15 protein-coding genes are annotated in these 16,724 nt (G+C 68.5%); 6 read left to right on the top strand and 9 right to left on the bottom strand.

All coding sequences use genetic code 11. The annotated features are described in order from the left end of the window. Positions 1-37: 37 nt before the first annotated feature. The 4 genes from G3O06_RS13200 to gtdA form a co-directional block, all read right to left on the bottom strand. Entirely contained in the window at positions 38-1,246 is a 1,209-nt protein-coding gene (locus tag G3O06_RS13200) for a 3-hydroxybenzoate 6-monooxygenase (RefSeq protein ID WP_205816287.1), read from the bottom strand. A gap of 19 nt (positions 1,247-1,265) precedes the next feature. Next, a complete protein-coding gene (gene maiA / locus G3O06_RS13195) occupies positions 1,266-1,907 on the bottom strand; it encodes a maleylacetoacetate isomerase (protein WP_205816286.1) in 642 nt (213 codons plus the stop codon). Positions 1,908-1,932: 25 nt separating this feature from the next. Further along, the gene (locus G3O06_RS13190; RefSeq protein WP_174910641.1) at positions 1,933-2,631 is read right to left on the bottom strand and encodes a fumarylacetoacetate hydrolase family protein; all 699 of its coding nucleotides are present in this window, start codon (positions 2,629-2,631) and stop codon (positions 1,933-1,935) included. A 96-nt stretch (positions 2,632-2,727) separates the two neighbouring features. Then, positions 2,728-3,771 carry a gentisate 1,2-dioxygenase gene (gene gtdA, locus G3O06_RS13185; RefSeq protein ID WP_205816285.1) on the bottom strand — a complete coding sequence of 348 codons (1,044 nt, stop codon included), beginning with the start codon at positions 3,769-3,771 and terminating at the stop codon, positions 2,728-2,730. 164 nt (positions 3,772-3,935) lie between these two features. On the opposite strand from gtdA, the gene G3O06_RS13180 reads away from it, so the two are divergent. Beyond that, positions 3,936-4,880 carry a LysR substrate-binding domain-containing protein gene (locus G3O06_RS13180; protein ID WP_174969357.1) on the top strand — a complete coding sequence of 315 codons (945 nt, stop codon included), beginning with the start codon at positions 3,936-3,938 and terminating at the stop codon, positions 4,878-4,880. 58 nt (positions 4,881-4,938) lie between these two features. On the opposite strand, the gene G3O06_RS13175 is transcribed toward G3O06_RS13180, so the two are convergent. The 4 genes from G3O06_RS13175 to G3O06_RS13160 form a co-directional block, all read right to left on the bottom strand. After that, positions 4,939-6,207 carry an FAD/NAD(P)-binding oxidoreductase gene (locus tag G3O06_RS13175; RefSeq protein ID WP_205816284.1) on the bottom strand — a complete coding sequence of 423 codons (1,269 nt, stop codon included), beginning with the start codon at positions 6,205-6,207 and terminating at the stop codon, positions 4,939-4,941. Further along, on the bottom strand, positions 6,204-6,437 hold the full coding sequence (locus tag G3O06_RS13170) for a 2Fe-2S iron-sulfur cluster-binding protein (protein ID WP_012338331.1): 234 nt from the start codon (positions 6,435-6,437) through the stop codon (positions 6,204-6,206). The genes G3O06_RS13175 and G3O06_RS13170 overlap by 4 nt, the downstream gene beginning before the upstream one ends. Before the next feature lie 127 nt (positions 6,438-6,564). Continuing rightward, positions 6,565-7,692 (bottom strand): FAD-binding oxidoreductase, encoded by a 1,128-nt coding sequence (locus G3O06_RS13165; RefSeq protein ID WP_205816283.1) that lies wholly within the window; start codon positions 7,690-7,692, stop codon positions 6,565-6,567. Then, entirely contained in the window at positions 7,689-8,621 is a 933-nt protein-coding gene (locus tag G3O06_RS13160; RefSeq protein WP_205816315.1) for a 4-hydroxyproline epimerase, read from the bottom strand. Before G3O06_RS13160 ends, G3O06_RS13165 begins: the two co-directional genes overlap by 4 nt. A gap of 251 nt (positions 8,622-8,872) precedes the next feature. On the opposite strand from G3O06_RS13160, the gene G3O06_RS13155 reads away from it, so the two are divergent. The 5 genes from G3O06_RS13155 to ilvD all read left to right on the top strand — a co-directional run bounded on the left by G3O06_RS13155 (position 8,873) and on the right by ilvD (position 16,481). Continuing rightward, positions 8,873-9,793 carry a dihydrodipicolinate synthase family protein gene (locus G3O06_RS13155; RefSeq protein WP_205816282.1) on the top strand — a complete coding sequence of 307 codons (921 nt, stop codon included), beginning with the start codon at positions 8,873-8,875 and terminating at the stop codon, positions 9,791-9,793. 234 nt (positions 9,794-10,027) lie between these two features. Beyond that, complete coding sequence (locus tag G3O06_RS13150) at positions 10,028-11,653, top strand: APC family permease (RefSeq protein ID WP_205816281.1); 1,626 nt, start codon at positions 10,028-10,030, stop codon at positions 11,651-11,653. 76 nt (positions 11,654-11,729) lie between these two features. Continuing rightward, complete coding sequence (locus G3O06_RS13145) at positions 11,730-13,322, top strand: aldehyde dehydrogenase (NADP(+)) (RefSeq protein ID WP_205816280.1); 1,593 nt, start codon at positions 11,730-11,732, stop codon at positions 13,320-13,322. Further along, on the top strand, positions 13,315-14,337 hold the full coding sequence (locus G3O06_RS13140) for an Ldh family oxidoreductase (protein WP_205816279.1): 1,023 nt from the start codon (positions 13,315-13,317) through the stop codon (positions 14,335-14,337). Before G3O06_RS13145 ends, G3O06_RS13140 begins: the two co-directional genes overlap by 8 nt. 284 nt (positions 14,338-14,621) lie before the next feature. Further along, complete coding sequence (gene ilvD / locus G3O06_RS13135; protein ID WP_174910664.1) at positions 14,622-16,481, top strand: dihydroxy-acid dehydratase; 1,860 nt, start codon at positions 14,622-14,624, stop codon at positions 16,479-16,481. A gap of 11 nt (positions 16,482-16,492) precedes the next feature. On the opposite strand, the gene G3O06_RS13130 is transcribed toward ilvD, so the two are convergent. Continuing rightward, the coding region (locus G3O06_RS13130; protein WP_205816278.1) for a hypothetical protein at positions 16,493-16,724 on the bottom strand (232 nt) is incomplete at its 5' end.

The raw sequence follows: 16,724 nt of genomic DNA, 5'->3' as shown, positions 1-16,724 counted from the left end.
GAAATGCCGCCGCCGGAATCGGGCCAACCGCGCCGCGTTACGCGACGGACTTCAGGCAATCCTCCGCACGCCAGCCGTGCAGCCAGTCGAGCGCGTCGAAGAACTGCGTCTGCGTACGGCCGACCCAGAGCCCGTTGCGCACCTGCCGCTCGACGCCCTTCGCGTGATAGATCCGCCCCATCTCGCGCGCCGAATACAGCACGCGCGCGGTGCGCGGAATCCGTGCGCGCTCGTACAGTGCGAATGCGGCTTCGAAGTCGCCGTCGGTCCGGGCCACGGCCGCACCGAGCGTCACTGCATCCTCGAGCGCCTGGCACGCGCCCTGCGCGATGTATTGCGTCATCGGATGCGCGGCGTCGCCGAGCACCGTCGCACGACCCGCGCTCCAGCGTTCGACCGGATCGCGATCGGCGGTCGCCCAGCGCTTCCACGACGTCGGCCGGTCGAGCATCTGCTTCGGCAGCGGATGGATGCCGTCGAAGTACGACAACACTTCCTCCTTGCTGCCCTCGCGCACGCCCCAGGTTTCCTGCTCGCGGCTGTGGAACGTGACGACGAGGTTGTACTGCCGCCCGCCGCGCAGCGGATAGTGGACGAGATGGCAGTGCGGGCCGGCCCACACGACCGGCGCATTGATCTGCAGGTCCTGCGGCATGTTGTCGACGTCGACCACCGCGCGATACACGACGTGGCCCGTCACGCGATGCACATCGCCGATCAGCGCATGACGGATCGCGGATTTCACGCCGTCGCAGCCGATCACCGCATCGGCGCGATACCGTTCGCCGTGCTGGTCGGTCACGGTCACGCCGTTGCCGTCCTGCTCGAAGGCGCACACCTGCGTGCTCGTGCGGAATTCGATCAGCGGATGATCCTTGACCGCCTCGTAGATCGACAGGTGAATGTCCGCGCGATGAATCACCGCATACGGATTGCCGAAGCGCTCGCGGTACGCGGCGCCCGTATCGATGCGCGCAACCTCGCGCGCATCGACCGCATCCATCAGCTGCAGCCAGTCGGTGAACACGGCCCGGCCGCGCGCGGCCTCGCCGACACCGAGCGCGTCGAGCGCGTTGAATGCATTCGCCGCGAGCTGGATCCCCGCGCCGATCTCGCCGATCTGATCTGCCTGTTCGAGCAGCTTCACGCGAATGCCCTGGCGCGCGAGCGCGAGCGCCGTCGCGAGCCCGCCGATTCCGCCGCCGATCACCAGCACGCGCCGGCCGTTATGTTTTGTCTCGCCCATGTCTGTCTCCTGCTTCGTGTTACGCGACGTAATCCGGTTGCCGCTGCGGTTGTGCGGCCTCGAACGCCGGGTCGTGCCGCGCGTGTTCAAACACCGCGAGGCTGCGCGGATACGCACTCAGGTCGCAATCCATCCGCAATGCATTTGCGACCTGCGGCACGAGGCATACGTCGGCGAGCGTCGGCGTGTCGCCGAAGCACCACGGGCCCTCGTCCGCGCGCGCGAGCAGCCGCTCGACGCCGGCCATCCCTTCCGCGATCCAGTGCCGGTACCACGCGGTCTTCTGCTGCGGCGTGACCTTCAGCTCGCTGTCGAGATAGCGCAGCACGCGCAGGTTGTTGACCGGATGGATGTCGCATGCGATCAGCGCCGCGAGTTCCAGCACGCGGGCGCGATGGTGCGGTTCGAGCGGAATCAGTCGAGGCGTCGGCTGGATCTGGTCGAGGTAATCGAGGATCGCGAGCGACTGGCCGAGACGGAATTCCCCGTCGACCAGCGCCGGCACCGCGGCCGACGGGTTCACGTTCGCGACGTAGGCCGCGTCGCGATGCTCGCCGGTGCGGATGTTCACCGGCAGCGTGTCGTACGACAGCCCTTTCAACGCGAGCGCGATGCGCACCCGGTAGGATGTCGAACTGTTGAAGAAGCTATGCAGTTGCACGATGTCGCCTTTCGATCAAGATGCGTCAGACCACGCGCACGGTCAGTTCGCCGAGCCGTTCGACGCCGACCTTCATCACGTCGCCCGCGACCACCGCGCCGACGCCTTCGGGCGTGCCCGTGAAGATCACGTCGCCCGGTTCGAGGCGGAAGAACTTCGACAGGTCGGCCACCGTTTCCGCAACCGACCAGATCAGGTGCGACACGTCGCTCGTCTGCTTCGTTGCGCCGTTGACGGTCAGCCACAGGCCGCCCTGCTCGAAATGACCGACGTCGCTTGCCGGATGCACGGGCCCGATCGGTGCCGAGCGGTCGAACGCCTTGCCGATTTCCCACGGCCGGCCCATTTCGCGCATCTTCATCTGCAGGTCGCGGCGCGTCATGTCGAGGCCGACCGCATAGCCCCACACGTGTTCGAGCGCGTGCTCGAGCGGAATGTCCGAGCCGCCCTTGCCGATCACCGCGACGAGTTCGGCTTCGTAGTGATAGTTCTGCGTCTGCGACGGGTACGCGAGATCGAGCGTCTCGCCGTATGCGACCGGCACGATCGAATCGGCCGGCTTGCAGAAGAAGAACGGCGGCTCGCGATCGGGATCGAAGCCCATTTCGCGTGCATGGGCCGCGTAGTTGCGGCCGACGCAATAGACGCGGCGTACCGCGAACTGCGCATCGCTGCCGGCGACGGGGAGTGCCACGGGCGCTTCGGGCGGGAAAACGAAAGTCATGAATGGCTCCTGCGTAAATACGAATGAAGGGGCGCACCGCAGCGACGGCGCGCGGAAAACGGGAATCGGGAAACGAATCGTTGAAAGCGGCCGGCGTCAGTCGCGCGCTTCGCGCAGCAGGTTCAGCGCGGACAGCACGGGCCGGTCGGAATAGCTGAACAGCACGCTGTCGGACGACGCCGACAGCCGCACGGGCGCCCACGACGGCGCGACGAAGATGTCGTGCGGCTCGAATTCGAATGCGTTGCCGCCGATGTGCGCGGTGCCGCTGCCTTCGACGACGCAGTAGATCATCGCGTCGGTGCTGCGGTACGTGCGGCCGTCGAAGCCGGCAGGCAGGAACTGCATGAAGGTGGCGATCGTCGGCATCGGCCAGCCCCCCGTCGCGGGGTTCACGTAGCGCAGCTTCACGCCGTCCCACGCGTCGAGCTCGCCGTTCCGGTACAGCGCGTCAAGCGCCTCGCGGGTGCGAGCATACGGATAGCTGAACACCGGCGACGACGGATCGCTCACGCGATGCCGCACCGGCACCATGTTGTGACCGAAGCGCGCGAAGCTGTCACCTTCCGGGCGATTCACGGGCTGCACGGCTTCCGGGTAGTTCTCCGCGAAGCCTGCGTCGAGATTCGCGAGCAGCGGAATGTCGAGCCCGTCGAGCCACACGACCGGCTCGCCGCCCTCTTCCTCCGACGGGTTGCCGTGGTCGTGCCACGCCCACGACGGCGTGATGATGAAGTCGCCCGGATGCATCGTCGTGCGCTCGCCGTTCACGGCCGTCCACGCGCCGCACCCTTCGACGATGAAGCGCAGCGCCGACTGCGTATGCCGGTGGCTCGGCGCGATCTCGCCCGGCAGGATCAGCTGCAGGCCCGCGTACAAGGTCGGCGTCATGCTCGACTTGCCCGGCAACCCGGGGTTCTCCAGCACCAGCACGCGGCGCACGGCTTCTTCCGCGCTGATCGCGCTGCCGGCCTGCATCACGAGGTCGCGCACCTGCGCGTACTTCCAGATCGCTGCCTGCGCGGCCGGCTGCGGGGATTTCGGCACGAGGTTGTGCAGCGATTCCCACAACGGCGCCAGGCGTTGCTCGGCGATCCGTGCGTAGTAGGCGGCGCGCGACGCGTCCGGCTGGGTCGTCATGATGTCTCCTTGGAGTCGGCCGATCGGCGTCGGCGCTATGTCGGGGCAAGGACCGTGCAGCAGTCCGTTAGCTGATTTATATTCGACCCAGACATACCCGGTAAAATGATCAAATCATCTAATCCATATAGTTTTGGATATACCTACTCGCGACGAGGCGTGCGATGGACTGGACCCACCGGCTGCGACTGCGGCACCTGCAGGTACTGTTGAGCCTTGCCGGCACCGGCAATCTGAGCCAGTCGGCGGTGGCGCTTGCGACCACGCAGCCCGCGCTGTCGAAATGGCTGAAGGAACTGGAAGAGGATGTCGGGCTGCCGCTGTTCGAGCGGCATGCGCGCGGCCTGCGCCCGACGCCCTATGGCGAAGCGCTGATCGAGCATGCCCGCCGCGTCGAAGCGCAGCTCGACGTCGCGCGTGACGACATGGCCGCCCTGCGGGAAGGCGGTAGCGGCCTCGTGACGATCGGCACGTCGGGCGTCGCGGCGGCCGACACTGTGCCGCTCGCGGTATCGCAGCTGTTGAAACGGATGCCGCGCGCGCAGGTTCGGATGACCGAAAGCACGATGAACCAGCTGATGCCGCAGCTCGCGCGCAGCGAACTGGATATCGTCGTGGGCCGCTCGGGGTCGACATCCGTCGATCCGCTGCTGCATGCGGAAGCGCTGTACGTCGATCCGGTCGTGTTCGTCGCGCGGCCTGGCCACGCGCTCGCCGGTGCGGCGTCGGTCGGCTGGGACGACGTGCTCGCTTACTCGTGGATCGTGTGGCCATCGGGCACGCCCGTGCACAACGCGCTGGAGGCCGCGCTGACGGCCGCCGGCCGCGTGCGGCCGCCGCACTGCGTCGAATCGAATTCGTCGATCCTCAATCTCACGCTGCTGAACAACACCGACCTGCTCGGCGTCGCGTCGCATCGCGCCGCGCAGCGCTTCGCGCAATTGAACGCGATCCGGATCCTGCCGATGCAGCTCGAAGGCCAGGGCGCGGTGTCGATGTACTGGCACCCCGATAGTGCGAATCGCGCGGCCGTGGCCGCGACGATCGAATGCCTGCGTGCCTGTGCGGCACCGCAGGTCGGCGGATGGGAGAAAGTGAAGGCGGATTGAATGTGGCTCGGCCCGGCGTCAACCGGGCCGAGCCACCACGACGCCGCGATGCATCACGTCACGCGCCGTCGCAGGACACCGTGCCGTCCAGCATCAGCGTGCCGACCCGCGCGGGCACGAGCGGCGTGCGCGGTATGGGCGGCGTCCAGCCGAACAGTGCCTGCGCGGCCGCGCCGCACACACGGCCCTGGCACGCGCCCATCCCGCAACGTGACTGCAGTTTCGCGGCCGTCCAGCCCGGCGCTTGCGCGACTGCATCGAAACGCACGTCTTCGCACCGGCACAGCAGCGTATCGGGCCGCGCAAGCCGGCGGATCGGCTCGCGGATCGCGAAACGCTCGCGCACGGCATCCGCAAAAGCCTGCCAGTGCGCTCGCTGCGTAACCAGCGCAGCCAACTGCGCCGTCTGCCCGGTCGCCGCCAAACCGGCGATCTCGCCTTCGACCATCGCCAGCTCGCTGCCGCCGACGCCCGTGCACTCGCCCGCCGCGAAAACCCCGTCGCGGCTCGTACGCTGGTGCGCATCGACCGCCACCGCACCGTTGTCGATCCGGCAGCCGAGATGACTCGGCAGCACGGTATTCGGCACGAGGCCGAAGCCGCACGCGAGCCGGTCGCAGTCGACGTCGAACTCGCGATCGCCCTGACGAATCCGCACGCGTTCGAGCCGCTTGTCGCCGAACGCTTCGACGACATGCGCATCGGGCCGATAGGCGGCCGTGACGAGCTTCGCGGCCTGCGCGAGCTTCAACGGCCAGCGCCACAGCCCCGCTCCGAAACCGGCGACGCTGCCCCATGCGGCCTGTTCGAGCACGTGCGACACGCGCGCGCCGGTCTGTCGGGCCGTCGCGGCGCTCGCCAGCAGCAACGGGCCGCTGCCTGCGATCACCGTGCGCTGCCCGCGCACATCGAGGCCGTACTTGATCAGCGCCTGCAAGCCGCCCGCACCGGTGACACCCGGCAGCGTCCAGCCCGGAAACGGCAGGAGCAGCTCGCGTGCGCCGCAGCAGAGAATCAGCGTCCTGAAATCGAGCAGCAGCCCGCGTTCGTCGTCTTCGAGCAGCAGCGTGCCCGGCTGCGTTTCGGCGACGATGCGCGTCGCCGCGAGATGCGTGACGTTCGGCTGCCGCAATACGGCGAGCCGCTCGGCGGCAGCCGGCGCCGGCGTTGCCGCTGCGCCTTGCCGCCAGATCTGCCCGCCCGCCCGCGGGTTGTCGTCGACGATCGCAACCGTCGCACCGCTGCGCGCGGCGGCACGCGCGGCCGACAGCCCGGCCGGGCCCGCGCCGACGATTGCGACATCGACGCTCAGTCGTTCCTGTTTCATCGCGTGCGCTCCACCTGCATCCCGTCGCGGCACAGCGTCTGGCAAGCCAGCCGGCGCCGGCCGTCGATCGTCATCCTGCACTCCTGGCAAATGCCCATTCCGCAAAACGGCGCACGCGCCGCGCCCGTGCACGACACGCGCGTCGTGTCGTCGCCGCTCGCCGCGACGGCAGCCGCGACGGTCGCACCGTCGGCCACCGTCAGCGCGCGGCCGTCCAGATGAATGATCATGTCAGCCTCCGCTGGGCCGCCCCAAGGGGGCTGACGGCCCCCGCGAGGGGCGCCGTGCATGGGACCGGAGTAAGCGCTGCAGCGCCAACTCCGGTCGACAGCGAGCGAAGTGAGCGTGGGGGTCGTTTCATGTCAGCGCTCCGGCTACGGGGGACGCGGTCAGGAAGCGTCCCGGCAAATACGGTTCGATATCGATGGGCGGCCGCTCGCCGGCCATCAGCGCGGCAACGAGCCGCGCGCTGCCCGGTGCGGTCGTCACGCCGAGCCCTTCATGCCCGACCGCGAGCCACACGCCCGGCCGCGCCGGATGCTCGCCGAGCAGCGGCAGCCCGTCGGGGCTTGCGGAACGGAACCCCGTCCATGCGCGGATCCCGTTCAGGTCGGCCAGGTCGGGCAGATAGCCCACCGCGCGGCGCAGCATGCGCGCGAGCACAGGCGGCTCGACTTGCGCGTCCTCGGTGTCGAACTGGCGCGACGAACCAATCAGCAACTGGCCGGTCGGCCGCGGTTGCACGTTGAACGCGACCGACGTGCCGTCGCTCGCATGCGCGCTCGCCGCATAGCCCAGCTCGACGAGCTGGTGCGACACCTGGCCCGGATAGCGGTCGGTAATCAGCAGATGGCCCTTTTTCGGGCGCAGCGGCAGTTCGGGCAGCAGCGTGCGCGCGGCAACGCCGTTGGCGACGACCACCCGCTCCGCGCGCAGCGTGTCGCCGCTCGCGAGCGTCACGCTCGGGCCATCGACTGCGACGGCCCGGTCGCGCCGCAACGTGATGCGCGGCGCGCGCTGCAGCAGCCAGTTCGCGGTGACTGGCGCATAAAGGATCGCATCGCCGGGAATCTTCAGCGCACCGCCAAGGCCGGCACGCAGCATCGGTTCCAGTTGCGCGAGCGTCGCCGCGTCGATCAGTTCGCCCGCGACGCCGTGCGCGGCCAGCGCTACCTGCTTCGCGCGCGCCAGATCCATTTCGTGCGCATCGGCCGCGAGCCACAACGTGCCGCAGTTGCGGTACGCGCAACCGTCGGGCATTTCGCCGCTCAGCGCGCGCCACAGCTCGATCGAGTAATGGCTGAGCGCGAGTTCGGCCGCGTTGTCGTCCATCGCGACGAGGTGCCCCATGCCCGCGCCGGTTGCACCGCCGCTCGCGTCGTCGACGACGAGCACGCGCAGCCCGCGCTGCGCGAGTTCGTGCGCGCACGCCGCGCCGACGATGCCGGCGCCGATCACGACGACATCCGTCTTCGTGTCGCTCACGGCGCGATACCCCAGCCGAACGGATCGTCTTCCTCGATCAGCAGCGTCGCTTCCGCGCTCAGGTGCGCGCTGCCGCGGATCGTCGGCACGATGCCGCCTTCGGCCTGCTCGTAGCTCGCGTGGAACACGCTGCCGATCACGCTCGCCTGCCGCCACACCGCGCCCGGCGCGAGCTTGCCGTCGGCCGCGAGGCACGCGAGCTTCGCGCTCGTGCCGGTGCCGCACGGCGAACGGTCGTACGCGAGGCCCGGGCACAGCACGAAGCTGCGGCTGTCGTGTTCGGGATCGTCGGCGAACAGCTCGATATGGTCGATCTCGCCGCCGTTCGCGCCGGTAATGCCCGCGCGTTCGAGCCCTTCGCGCACGGCCGACGCATACGCGGTGAGCGCCGCGACGTTGTCGCCGGTGACGCGCTGCCCGTGGTCGCTGATCAGGAAGAACCAGTTGCCGCCCCACGCGATGTCGCCCTTTACGGGGCCGTAACCCGGCACGTCGAGCGCGACGCCCTTTGCATGGCGATACGCGGGCACGTTGCGCACGCTGACCGACAGGTCGTCGTGCAGCGTCGCCTCGACGGTGCCGACGGGCGTTTCGATCCGGTGCACGCCGGGCGCGATGCGCCCCATATGGTGCAGCGTGCGCACGACGCCGATCGTGCCGTGCCCGCACATCCCGAGATAGCCACTATTGTTGAAGAAGATCACGCCGGCCGCCGCATCGGGCGACACGGGTTCGCACAGCAGCGCGCCGACCAGCACGTCGCTGCCGCGCGGTTCGAGAATGCATGCGGTGCGGTAACGGTCGTGCTCGCGCGAGAGCACGTCGCGGCGCTCGGCCATCGTGCCGCTGCCGAGCGCGGGAAAGCCGGACACGACGAGCCGCGTGGGTTCGCCGCCCGTGTGCGAATCGATGATCTGGATGCGCTTCATCATGAGCCGTCCGAAGTGGGGAAAGGAGCACAGCTTCCTCCGTCGCGCGTCCGCCCGCTTGTGGCTTTTCGATGAGGACGACGACGAAATCGGCATAGTGCGAAGCGCCCTTCCCGCGCCGTCCGGCCACTGTGCCGATTTCGTCATTTTGCTCCGCGATACGACTCAAGCGTGATGGGCATTTGCGCGGCGATACTGGTTGCCACACCGACACCTGTCGGCCGACCGATACAAACACGTAGGAGATTGAAGTGAGCCGAAACGCCATTCAGTGGACCGGGGTTTTCCCGGCCGTCAGCACCCAGTTCAAGCCGGACTTTTCCCTCGACATCGACGCCACGCACCGCGTGGTGAAGAACCTGGTGAACGACGGCGTGTCGGGCCTCGTGGTCTGCGGCACGGTCGGCGAAAACACGTCGCTGTCGACGAACGAGAAGCTCCAGGTGATCGAGGCCGCACGCGACGCGGCCGGCGGCAAGATTCCGGTGATCGCCGGCATCGCCGAATTCACGACCGAATTCGCGCGCAACACGGTGCGTGAAGCCCAGCGCGTCGGTGTCGACGGCGTGATGGTGATGCCCGCGCTGGTCTACTCGGCCAAGCCGCACGAAACCGCCGCGCACTTCCGCGCGGTCGCGACGAGCACCGACCTGCCGGTGATGGTCTACAACAACCCGCCGATCTACAAGAACGACGTGACGCCCGACGTGCTGATCGCGCTGCAGGATTGCGAGAACATCGTCTGCTTCAAGGATTCGTCGGGCGATACGCGCCGCTTCATCGACCTGCGCAACGCGGTCGGCGATCGCTTCGTGCTGTTCGCGGGCCTCGACGACGTCGTGGTCGAGAGCATCGCCGTCGGCGCCGAAGGCTGGGTGTCGGGCATGTCGAACGCGTTCCCGAAGGAAGGCGAAACGCTGTTCCGCCTCGCGAAGCAGAAGCGTTTCGACGAAGCGCTCGCGCTGTATCGCTGGTTCATGCCGCTGCTGCACCTCGACGCACGCCCCGACCTCGTGCAGTGCATCAAGCTGTGCGAAGAGCTGGTCGGCCGCGGCAGCGCGATCACGCGTCCGCCGCGCCTCGCGCTGCAGGGCGACACGCTCGCGGAAGTGAAGGCCATCGTCGCGAAGGCGCTCGAAACGCGCCCGGCACTGCCCGACGTCGGTCTCTGATCGACACCCCCTGCGGCGGCGCGCGGGCTTTCCCCCCAGCGCGCCGCCGTCTCCGGTCCGGCATGGCCTGCGGGCCCGTTCGCACCGGCGCCTGCCCGCGCCGCGTGTGAACGCCCCGCAGCCCGCCCCGGTCGTTCGAACCGGGCGCCGCCGGCCGGCAGGCAAGCGCCGCTGCTCCGTCGGAGCGCGGCGCACCTCAAGCCTGTGCCGATATTCCCCCTAGGAGACAAGCCCATGCCAGGCCAAGGCAACGCTCACCCGTCTGTCCCGCTTTCCCGTTCCGCGCACCCCGACGCGGGTCACGGCAAGTTCAAGAAACAGCTGTCGCTGACCGATCTCACGTTCATCGGTCTCGGCGCGATTTTCGGTTCGGGGTGGCTGTTCGCCGCGAGTCACGTGTCGACGATCGCGGGCCCGGCCGGCATCTTCTCGTGGCTGCTCGGCGGCTTCGCGGTGCTGCTGCTCGGCATCGTCTACTGCGAACTCGGCGCCGCGCTGCCGCGCGCGGGCGGCGTGGTCCGCTACCCGGTGTTCTCGCACGGCCCGCTGCTCGGCTACCTGATGGGCTTCATCACGCTGATCGCCTTTTCGAGCCTGATCGCGATCGAAGTCGTCGCCGCGCGCCAGTATGCGGCCGCGTGGTTTCCGGGGCTGACCGTCGAAGGATCGAGCGACCCGACCACGCTCGGCTGGCTCGTGCAGGCCGCGCTGCTGTGCTTCTTCTTTTACCTGAACTATTCGAGCGTGAAGACGTTCGCGAAGGCGAACAACATCATCAGCATCTTCAAGTTCATCGTGCCGCTGGCGGTGATCGCGGTGCTGTTCACGTTCTTCAAGCCCGCGAACCTGACGATCCAGGGCTTCGCGCCGTTCGGCATGCCGGGCATCGAGATGGCCGTGTCCGCGGGCGGCATCATCTTCGCGTACCTCGGACTCACGCCGATCGTGTCGGTCGCGAGCGAAGTGCGCAATCCGCAGCGCACGATCCCGATCGCGCTGATCCTGTCGATCCTGCTGTCGACGCTGATCTACGTGCTGCTGCAGCTCGCGTTCATCGGCAGCATCCCCACCGACATGCTCGCCGCAGGCTGGCATGACGTGAGCAAGGCGTTCTCGCTGCCGTACCGCGACATCGCGCTGGCGCTCGGCGTCGGCTGGCTCGCGGTGATGGTCGTCGCCGACGCGATGATCTCGCCGAGCGGCTGCGGCAACATCTACATGAACGCGACGCCGCGTGTCGTCTACGGCTGGGCGAAGACGGGCACCTTCTTCAAGGTGTTCACGCGCGTCGACGAAGCGTCGGGCATCCCGCGCGCGGGCCTGTGGCTCACGTTCGGCCTCGCGATTTTCTGGACGCTGCCGTTCCCGTCGTGGGAAGCGCTGATCAACATCGTGTCGGCCGCGCTGGTGCTGAGCTATGCGGTCGCGCCGGTATCGGTCGCCGCACTCCGCCGCACCGCACCCGACCTGCCGCGGCCGTTCCGCGCCAGCGCGTTCGGCATCACCGGCCCCGCATCGTTCGTGATCGCCGCGCTGATCGTCTACTGGTCGGGCTGGAGCACGGTGTCCTGGCTGCTCGGCCTGCAGATCGTGATGTTCGTCATCTATCTCGCGTGCCGCCGCTGGGTGCCGACCGCGCACCTGAACCTCGCCGAGCAAGTGCGCTCGTCCGCGTGGCTGATCGCGTTCTATGCCGCGATGATCGTGCTGTCGTATCTCGGCGGCTTCGGCGGCACGGGCCAGCTTGCGCATCCGTACGACACGGTCGTCGTCGCGGCCGTCGCGCTCGTCATCTACTACTGGGGTGCGAATACCGGCGTGCGCGCCGACAAGCTGCAACTCGACGACGACGAGGACTGACGCGCCCGCGCGCTTACCCATGATCCCTTCGGCCGGGCGCCCTACGCCCGGCCCCTGTTTTTTTCCGAGGAAAACCATGCAACTCACAGGTCAGCTCCTGATCGGCCAGTCCGCCGTCGCCGGACAGAACGGCACCCTCCACGCGATCGCCGCCGCAACCGGCGAGCGGCTCGAACCCGCTTTCGGCGGCGCGAGCCTGCACGACCTGGAGACGGCCTGCGCACTCGCCGATGACGCATTCGACACGTATCGCGAAACGTCGCTCGAGGCCCGCGCCGCGTTTCTCGACGCGATCGGCCGCCACATCATGGCGCTCGGCGACGACCTGATCGAGCGCTGCGTCGTCGAAACGGGCCTGCCGCGCGCCCGCATCGAAGGCGAGCGCGGCCGCACCGTCGGCCAGCTCGCGCTGTTCGCGTCGCTCGTGCGCGACGGCGGCTTTCTCGACGCGCGGATCGATCCGGCGCGCCCCGCGCGCAAGCCGCTGCTGCTCGTCGACCTGCGCCTGCGCAACGTCGCGGCCGGGCCCGTCGCCGTGTTCGGCGCGTCGAACTTCCCGCTCGCGTTCTCGGTCGCCGGCGGCGATACCGCATCGGCGCTCGCGGCCGGCTGCCCGGTGATCGTCAAGGCGCATTCGGCACACCCGGGCACGTCGGAGCTCGTCGGCCGCGCGATCCAGCAGGCCGCGCGCGAATGCGGGATGCCGGCCGGCGTGTTCTCGCTGCTGTTCGACGCGTCGCGCGAGATCGGCCAGGCGCTCGTCGCCGATCCGCGCATCAAGGCCGTCGGCTTCACCGGCTCGCGCCGCGGCGGCGTCGCGCTGATGCACATCGCGGCCGCGCGCCCCGAGCCGATTCCCGTCTATGCGGAAATGAGCTCGATCAATCCCGTGCTGCTGTGTCCTGCCGCGCTCGACGCGCGCCACGATGCGATCGCGCCGCAGTTCGTCGCGTCGCTCACGCTCGGCGCCGGCCAGTTCTGCACGAACCCGGGCCTCGTGCTCGCCGTCGACGGGCCCGCCCTGCGCGCGTTCGAGGAAACGGCCGCTGCCGCGGTGCGTGCAGCGCCCGCGCAAACGATGCTGACGCCGCACATCCACGCCAGCTACGAACAAGGTGTCGCGGCGCTGCGCGATCACGCTGCGGTCGAACTGCTCGCGCAAGGCGCGGAAGGCAATCGCCTGCAGGCCCGCGCCGCACTGTTCGCAACCTCGGCCGACGCCTTCATCGCGCATCCCGAGCTGCGCGACGAAGTGTTCGGCCCCGCTTCGCTGATCGTCCGTTGCCCGGACGCCGGCACGCTGCATCGCGTGCTGAAGTCGCTCGAAGGCCAGCTGACGATCGCCGCGCATCTCGCCGACGGCGACGCCGCACTGTTCGCCGCGCTGCGACCGTTGCTCGAGCGCAAGGCCGGTCGCATTCTCGTCAACGGCTTCGGCACAGGCGTCGAGGTCGGTCATGCGATGGTGCACGGCGGCCCGTTCCCGGCCACGTCCGACACGCGCACGACGTCCGTCGGCGCGCGCGCGATCGAGCGCTTCCTGCGCCCCGTGTCGTATCAGGACCTGCCGGATGCGCTGCTGCCGGACTCGATCCGCAACGACAACCCGCTGAACGTGCCGCAACGCATCGACGGCGTGCCGGCGCCGCGGGAGGCGAACCATGTCTGAGCCGATCGCCGAAGTCGTCCTGTCACTCGATGAAGTCCACACGCTCGCGCTGCGCGTGCTGACGCACAACGGGATGTCCGATGCCCATGCGCGGGCCATCGCCAACGTGATCACGCAGGGCCAGCGCGACGAATGCCATTCGCACGGCGTGTACCGGCTGCTCGTCTGCGTGCGTTCGCTGAAGAAGGGCAAGGTCGATCCGCAGGCCGTGCCGACGCTGCGCCGGCTGTCGTCGTCGATCGTCTCGGTCGACGCGCATCGCGGCTTCTCGCTGCTGAGCTTCGAAACGGGCCTGCCCGTGCTCGTCGAGATGGCGAAGCAGCACGGCATCGCCGCCATGACGATCAACCATTGCTACCACTTCTCCGCGCTGTGGCCGGAAGTCGAGGCGATCGCGGCCGAGGGGCTGGTCGGCATCGCGATGAACCCGAGCCATAGCTGGGTTGCGCCGGAAGGCGGCAAGGAGCCGGTGTTCGGCACGAACCCGATCGCGTTCGCATGGCCGCGCCCGGGCGGCGTCCCGTTCGTGTTCGATTTCGCGACGAGCGCGATCGCGCGCGGCGACATCGAGCTGCATGCGAAGCAAGGCAAGGCGATCCCGCCGGAATGGGCAATCGACGCCGAAGGCCGGCCGACCACCGATCCGAAGGCCGCGCTGCAAGGCGCGATGCGCACGTTCGGCGGCCACAAGGGTTCGGCGCTCGCGGCGATGGTCGAACTGCTCGGCGGCGCGCTGATCGGCGACATGACGAGCCGGGAATCGATGGACTTCGACGAAGGCGTCGGCGCGACGCCGTGCCACGGCGAACTCGTGATCGCGTTCGACCCGAAGGTGTTCCTCGGCGACGAACTCGACACGGGGCTCGCGCGCGGCGAGCGGATGTTCGAATCGATCGTCGCGCAGGGTGCGCGGCTGCCGTCGCAACGGCGCTTCGACGCCCGCGCGCGCAGCATCGCGAACGGCGTGCGGATTCCGAAGGCGCTGTACGACGAGATCCTGACGCTGCTCGACTGATCGCAAAGCGCGGGGCCGGATCGCGTATTCATCGCCGGTCGATGCGCGATCCGGCCATCTCCCTGGACGGTCACACGGGCGTCCCGCGGCCGCCCGCGGGTGCCGCGCCGGGCACACCGCCCGTGCCGCTTGCCGGCCCCATGGGCGCCACGCCCGCGGCGGCTGTGGGATAATCGCCCGGTTTGCCCTGGGCGCAGCTCAAGAGGTTGTTCGCACGGGCGCGAGAGAGGCCTTTATTCCCCGTGCCTCCACCCTTTTCCCGCGATATTTCTTCAGCAACGACAATGCCCACTTACCGTTCCAAAACCTCCACCGCTGGCCGCAACATGGCTGGTGCGCGCTCGCTGTGGCGCGCCACCGGCATGAAAGACGACGATTTTTCGAAGCCGATCATCGCGGTCGTCAACTCGTTCACGCAGTTCGTGCCGGGGCACGTGCACCTGAAGGATCTCGGCCAGCTCGTCGCACGCGAGATCGAGGCTGCCGGCGGCGTCGCGAAGGAATTCAACACGATCGCGGTCGACGACGGCATCGCGATGGGCCACGACGGCATGCTGTATTCGCTGCCGAGCCGCGACATCATCGCCGACTCGGTCGAATACATGGTGAACGCGCACTGCGCGGACGCGATGGTCTGCATCTCGAACTGCGACAAGATCACGCCGGGGATGCTGATGGCCGCGATGCGCCTCAACATCCCGGTGATCTTCGTGTCCGGCGGCCCGATGGAAGCGGGCAAGACGCGCCTCGCGAACCCGGTCACCAAGGCCATCGAAGTGAAAAAGCTCGACCTCGTCGACGCGATGGTGATCGCGGTCGACCCATCGTATTCCGACGCCGAAGTCGCCGAAGTCGAACGCTCGGCCTGCCCGACCTGCGGCTCGTGCTCGGGCATGTTCACCGCGAACTCGATGAACTGCCTGACCGAAGCGCTCGGCCTGTCGCTGCCCGGCAACGGCACGGTGGTGGCCACGCACGCCGATCGCGAGCAGCTGTTCAAGCGCGCCGGCCGCCGCATCGTCGAACTCACGCGCCAGCACTACGAGCAGGACGACGAACGCGTGCTGCCGCGCTCGGTGGGCTTCAAGGCGTTCGAGAACGCGATGACACTCGACATCGCGATGGGCGGCTCGACCAACACGATCCTGCACCTGCTGGCGATCGCGCAGGAAGCCGGCATCGACTTCACGATGAAGGACATCGACCGCCTTTCGCGCGTCGTGCCGCAGCTGTGCAAGGTCGCGCCGAACACGAACAAGTACCACATCGAAGACGTACACCGCGCAGGCGGCATCATGGCGATCCTCGGCGAGCTCGACCGCGCGGGCAAGCTGCACACCGACGTGCCGACCGTGCACACGCCGTCGCTGAAGGACGCACTCGACCAGTGGGACATCGTCCGCACGCAGGACGAAGCGGTCCGCACGTTCTACCAGGCCGGCCCGGCCGGCATCCCGACGCAGGTCGCGTTCAGCCAGAACACGCGCTGGCCGAGCCTCGACCTCGACCGCGCCGAAGGCTGCATCCGCTCGTACGAGCATGCGTTCTCGAAGGAAGGCGGCCTCGCGGTGCTGACGGGCAACATCGCGCTCGACGGCTGCGTGGTGAAGACGGCCGGCGTCGACGAAAGCATCCTCGTGTTCGAAGGCACGGCGCACGTGACCGAATCGCAGGATGAGGCAGTCGAAAACATCCTGAACGACAAGGTCAAGGCGGGCGACGTGGTGATCGTGCGCTACGAAGGCCCGAAGGGCGGCCCCGGCATGCAGGAAATGCTCTACCCGACCAGCTACATCAAGTCGAAGGGCCTCGGCAAGGCATGCGCGCTGCTGACGGACGGCCGCTTCTCGGGCGGTACGTCGGGCCTGTCGATCGGCCACTGCTCGCCGGAAGCGGCAGCGGGCGGCGCGATCGGCCTCGTGCGCGACGGCGACAAGATCCGCATCGACATCCCGAACCGCACGATCGACGTGCTGGTGTCGGACGAGGAACTGGCGCGCCGCCGCGAAGAGCAGAACGCGAAGGGCTGGAAGCCGGTGCAACCGCGTCCGCGCAAGGTGTCGGCCGCGCTGAAGGCCTACGCGAAGCTGGTCATGTCCGCCGACAAGGGCGCCGTGCGCGACCTGTCGCTGCTCGACGACTGACGGGGGTAGCTCTACCGGCTGCTCGCAACGCGCAGCCGGTCAGCCCGATCCAGAAGCCGCTCTCCGGAGCGGCTTTTTTTCGTCCGGCGCCGGCAGATTGCGCCGGCATCGTCAGTGGCGGAGTTCTTCCGGACCGCCGCCTCCGCCACCGCCACCACCGTGGCTTCCGCCGCCATTTCCGCCGCCTTGCGGCCGCGCACCGCCGTAACCCCCACCGCCACCACCCGGGTGCACCTGCGCGGA

Source organism: Burkholderia sp. Ac-20345 (assembly GCF_017104825.1).
GTDB classification, from domain to species: Bacteria; Pseudomonadota; Gammaproteobacteria; order Burkholderiales; family Burkholderiaceae; genus Burkholderia; species Burkholderia lata_B.
The sequence above is the reverse complement of the archived record's forward strand: the minus strand, read 5'-3'. Positions and strand labels throughout refer to the sequence as shown.

What these genes read in the sequence shown, in the direction of transcription:
- G3O06_RS13175 (WP_205816284.1), bottom strand. Translation starts at nt 6,207, where the DNA reads ATGAAACAGGAACGACTGAGCGTCGATGTCGCAATCGTCGGCGCGGGC.
- G3O06_RS13140 (WP_205816279.1), top strand. Translation starts at nt 13,315, where the DNA reads ATGTCTGAGCCGATCGCCGAAGTCGTCCTGTCACTCGATGAAGTCCAC.
- G3O06_RS13180 (WP_174969357.1), top strand. Translation starts at nt 3,936, where the DNA reads ATGGACTGGACCCACCGGCTGCGACTGCGGCACCTGCAGGTACTGTTG.
- gtdA (WP_205816285.1), bottom strand. Translation starts at nt 3,771, where the DNA reads ATGACGACCCAGCCGGACGCGTCGCGCGCCGCCTACTACGCACGGATC.
- G3O06_RS13200 (WP_205816287.1), bottom strand. Translation starts at nt 1,246, where the DNA reads ATGGGCGAGACAAAACATAACGGCCGGCGCGTGCTGGTGATCGGCGGC.
- G3O06_RS13190 (WP_174910641.1), bottom strand. Translation starts at nt 2,631, where the DNA reads ATGACTTTCGTTTTCCCGCCCGAAGCGCCCGTGGCACTCCCCGTCGCC.
- G3O06_RS13150 (WP_205816281.1), top strand. Translation starts at nt 10,028, where the DNA reads ATGCCAGGCCAAGGCAACGCTCACCCGTCTGTCCCGCTTTCCCGTTCC.
- G3O06_RS13145 (WP_205816280.1), top strand. Translation starts at nt 11,730, where the DNA reads ATGCAACTCACAGGTCAGCTCCTGATCGGCCAGTCCGCCGTCGCCGGA.
- ilvD (WP_174910664.1), top strand. Translation starts at nt 14,622, where the DNA reads ATGCCCACTTACCGTTCCAAAACCTCCACCGCTGGCCGCAACATGGCT.
- G3O06_RS13170 (WP_012338331.1), bottom strand. Translation starts at nt 6,437, where the DNA reads ATGATCATTCATCTGGACGGCCGCGCGCTGACGGTGGCCGACGGTGCG.
- G3O06_RS13160 (WP_205816315.1), bottom strand. Translation starts at nt 8,621, where the DNA reads ATGAAGCGCATCCAGATCATCGATTCGCACACGGGCGGCGAACCCACG.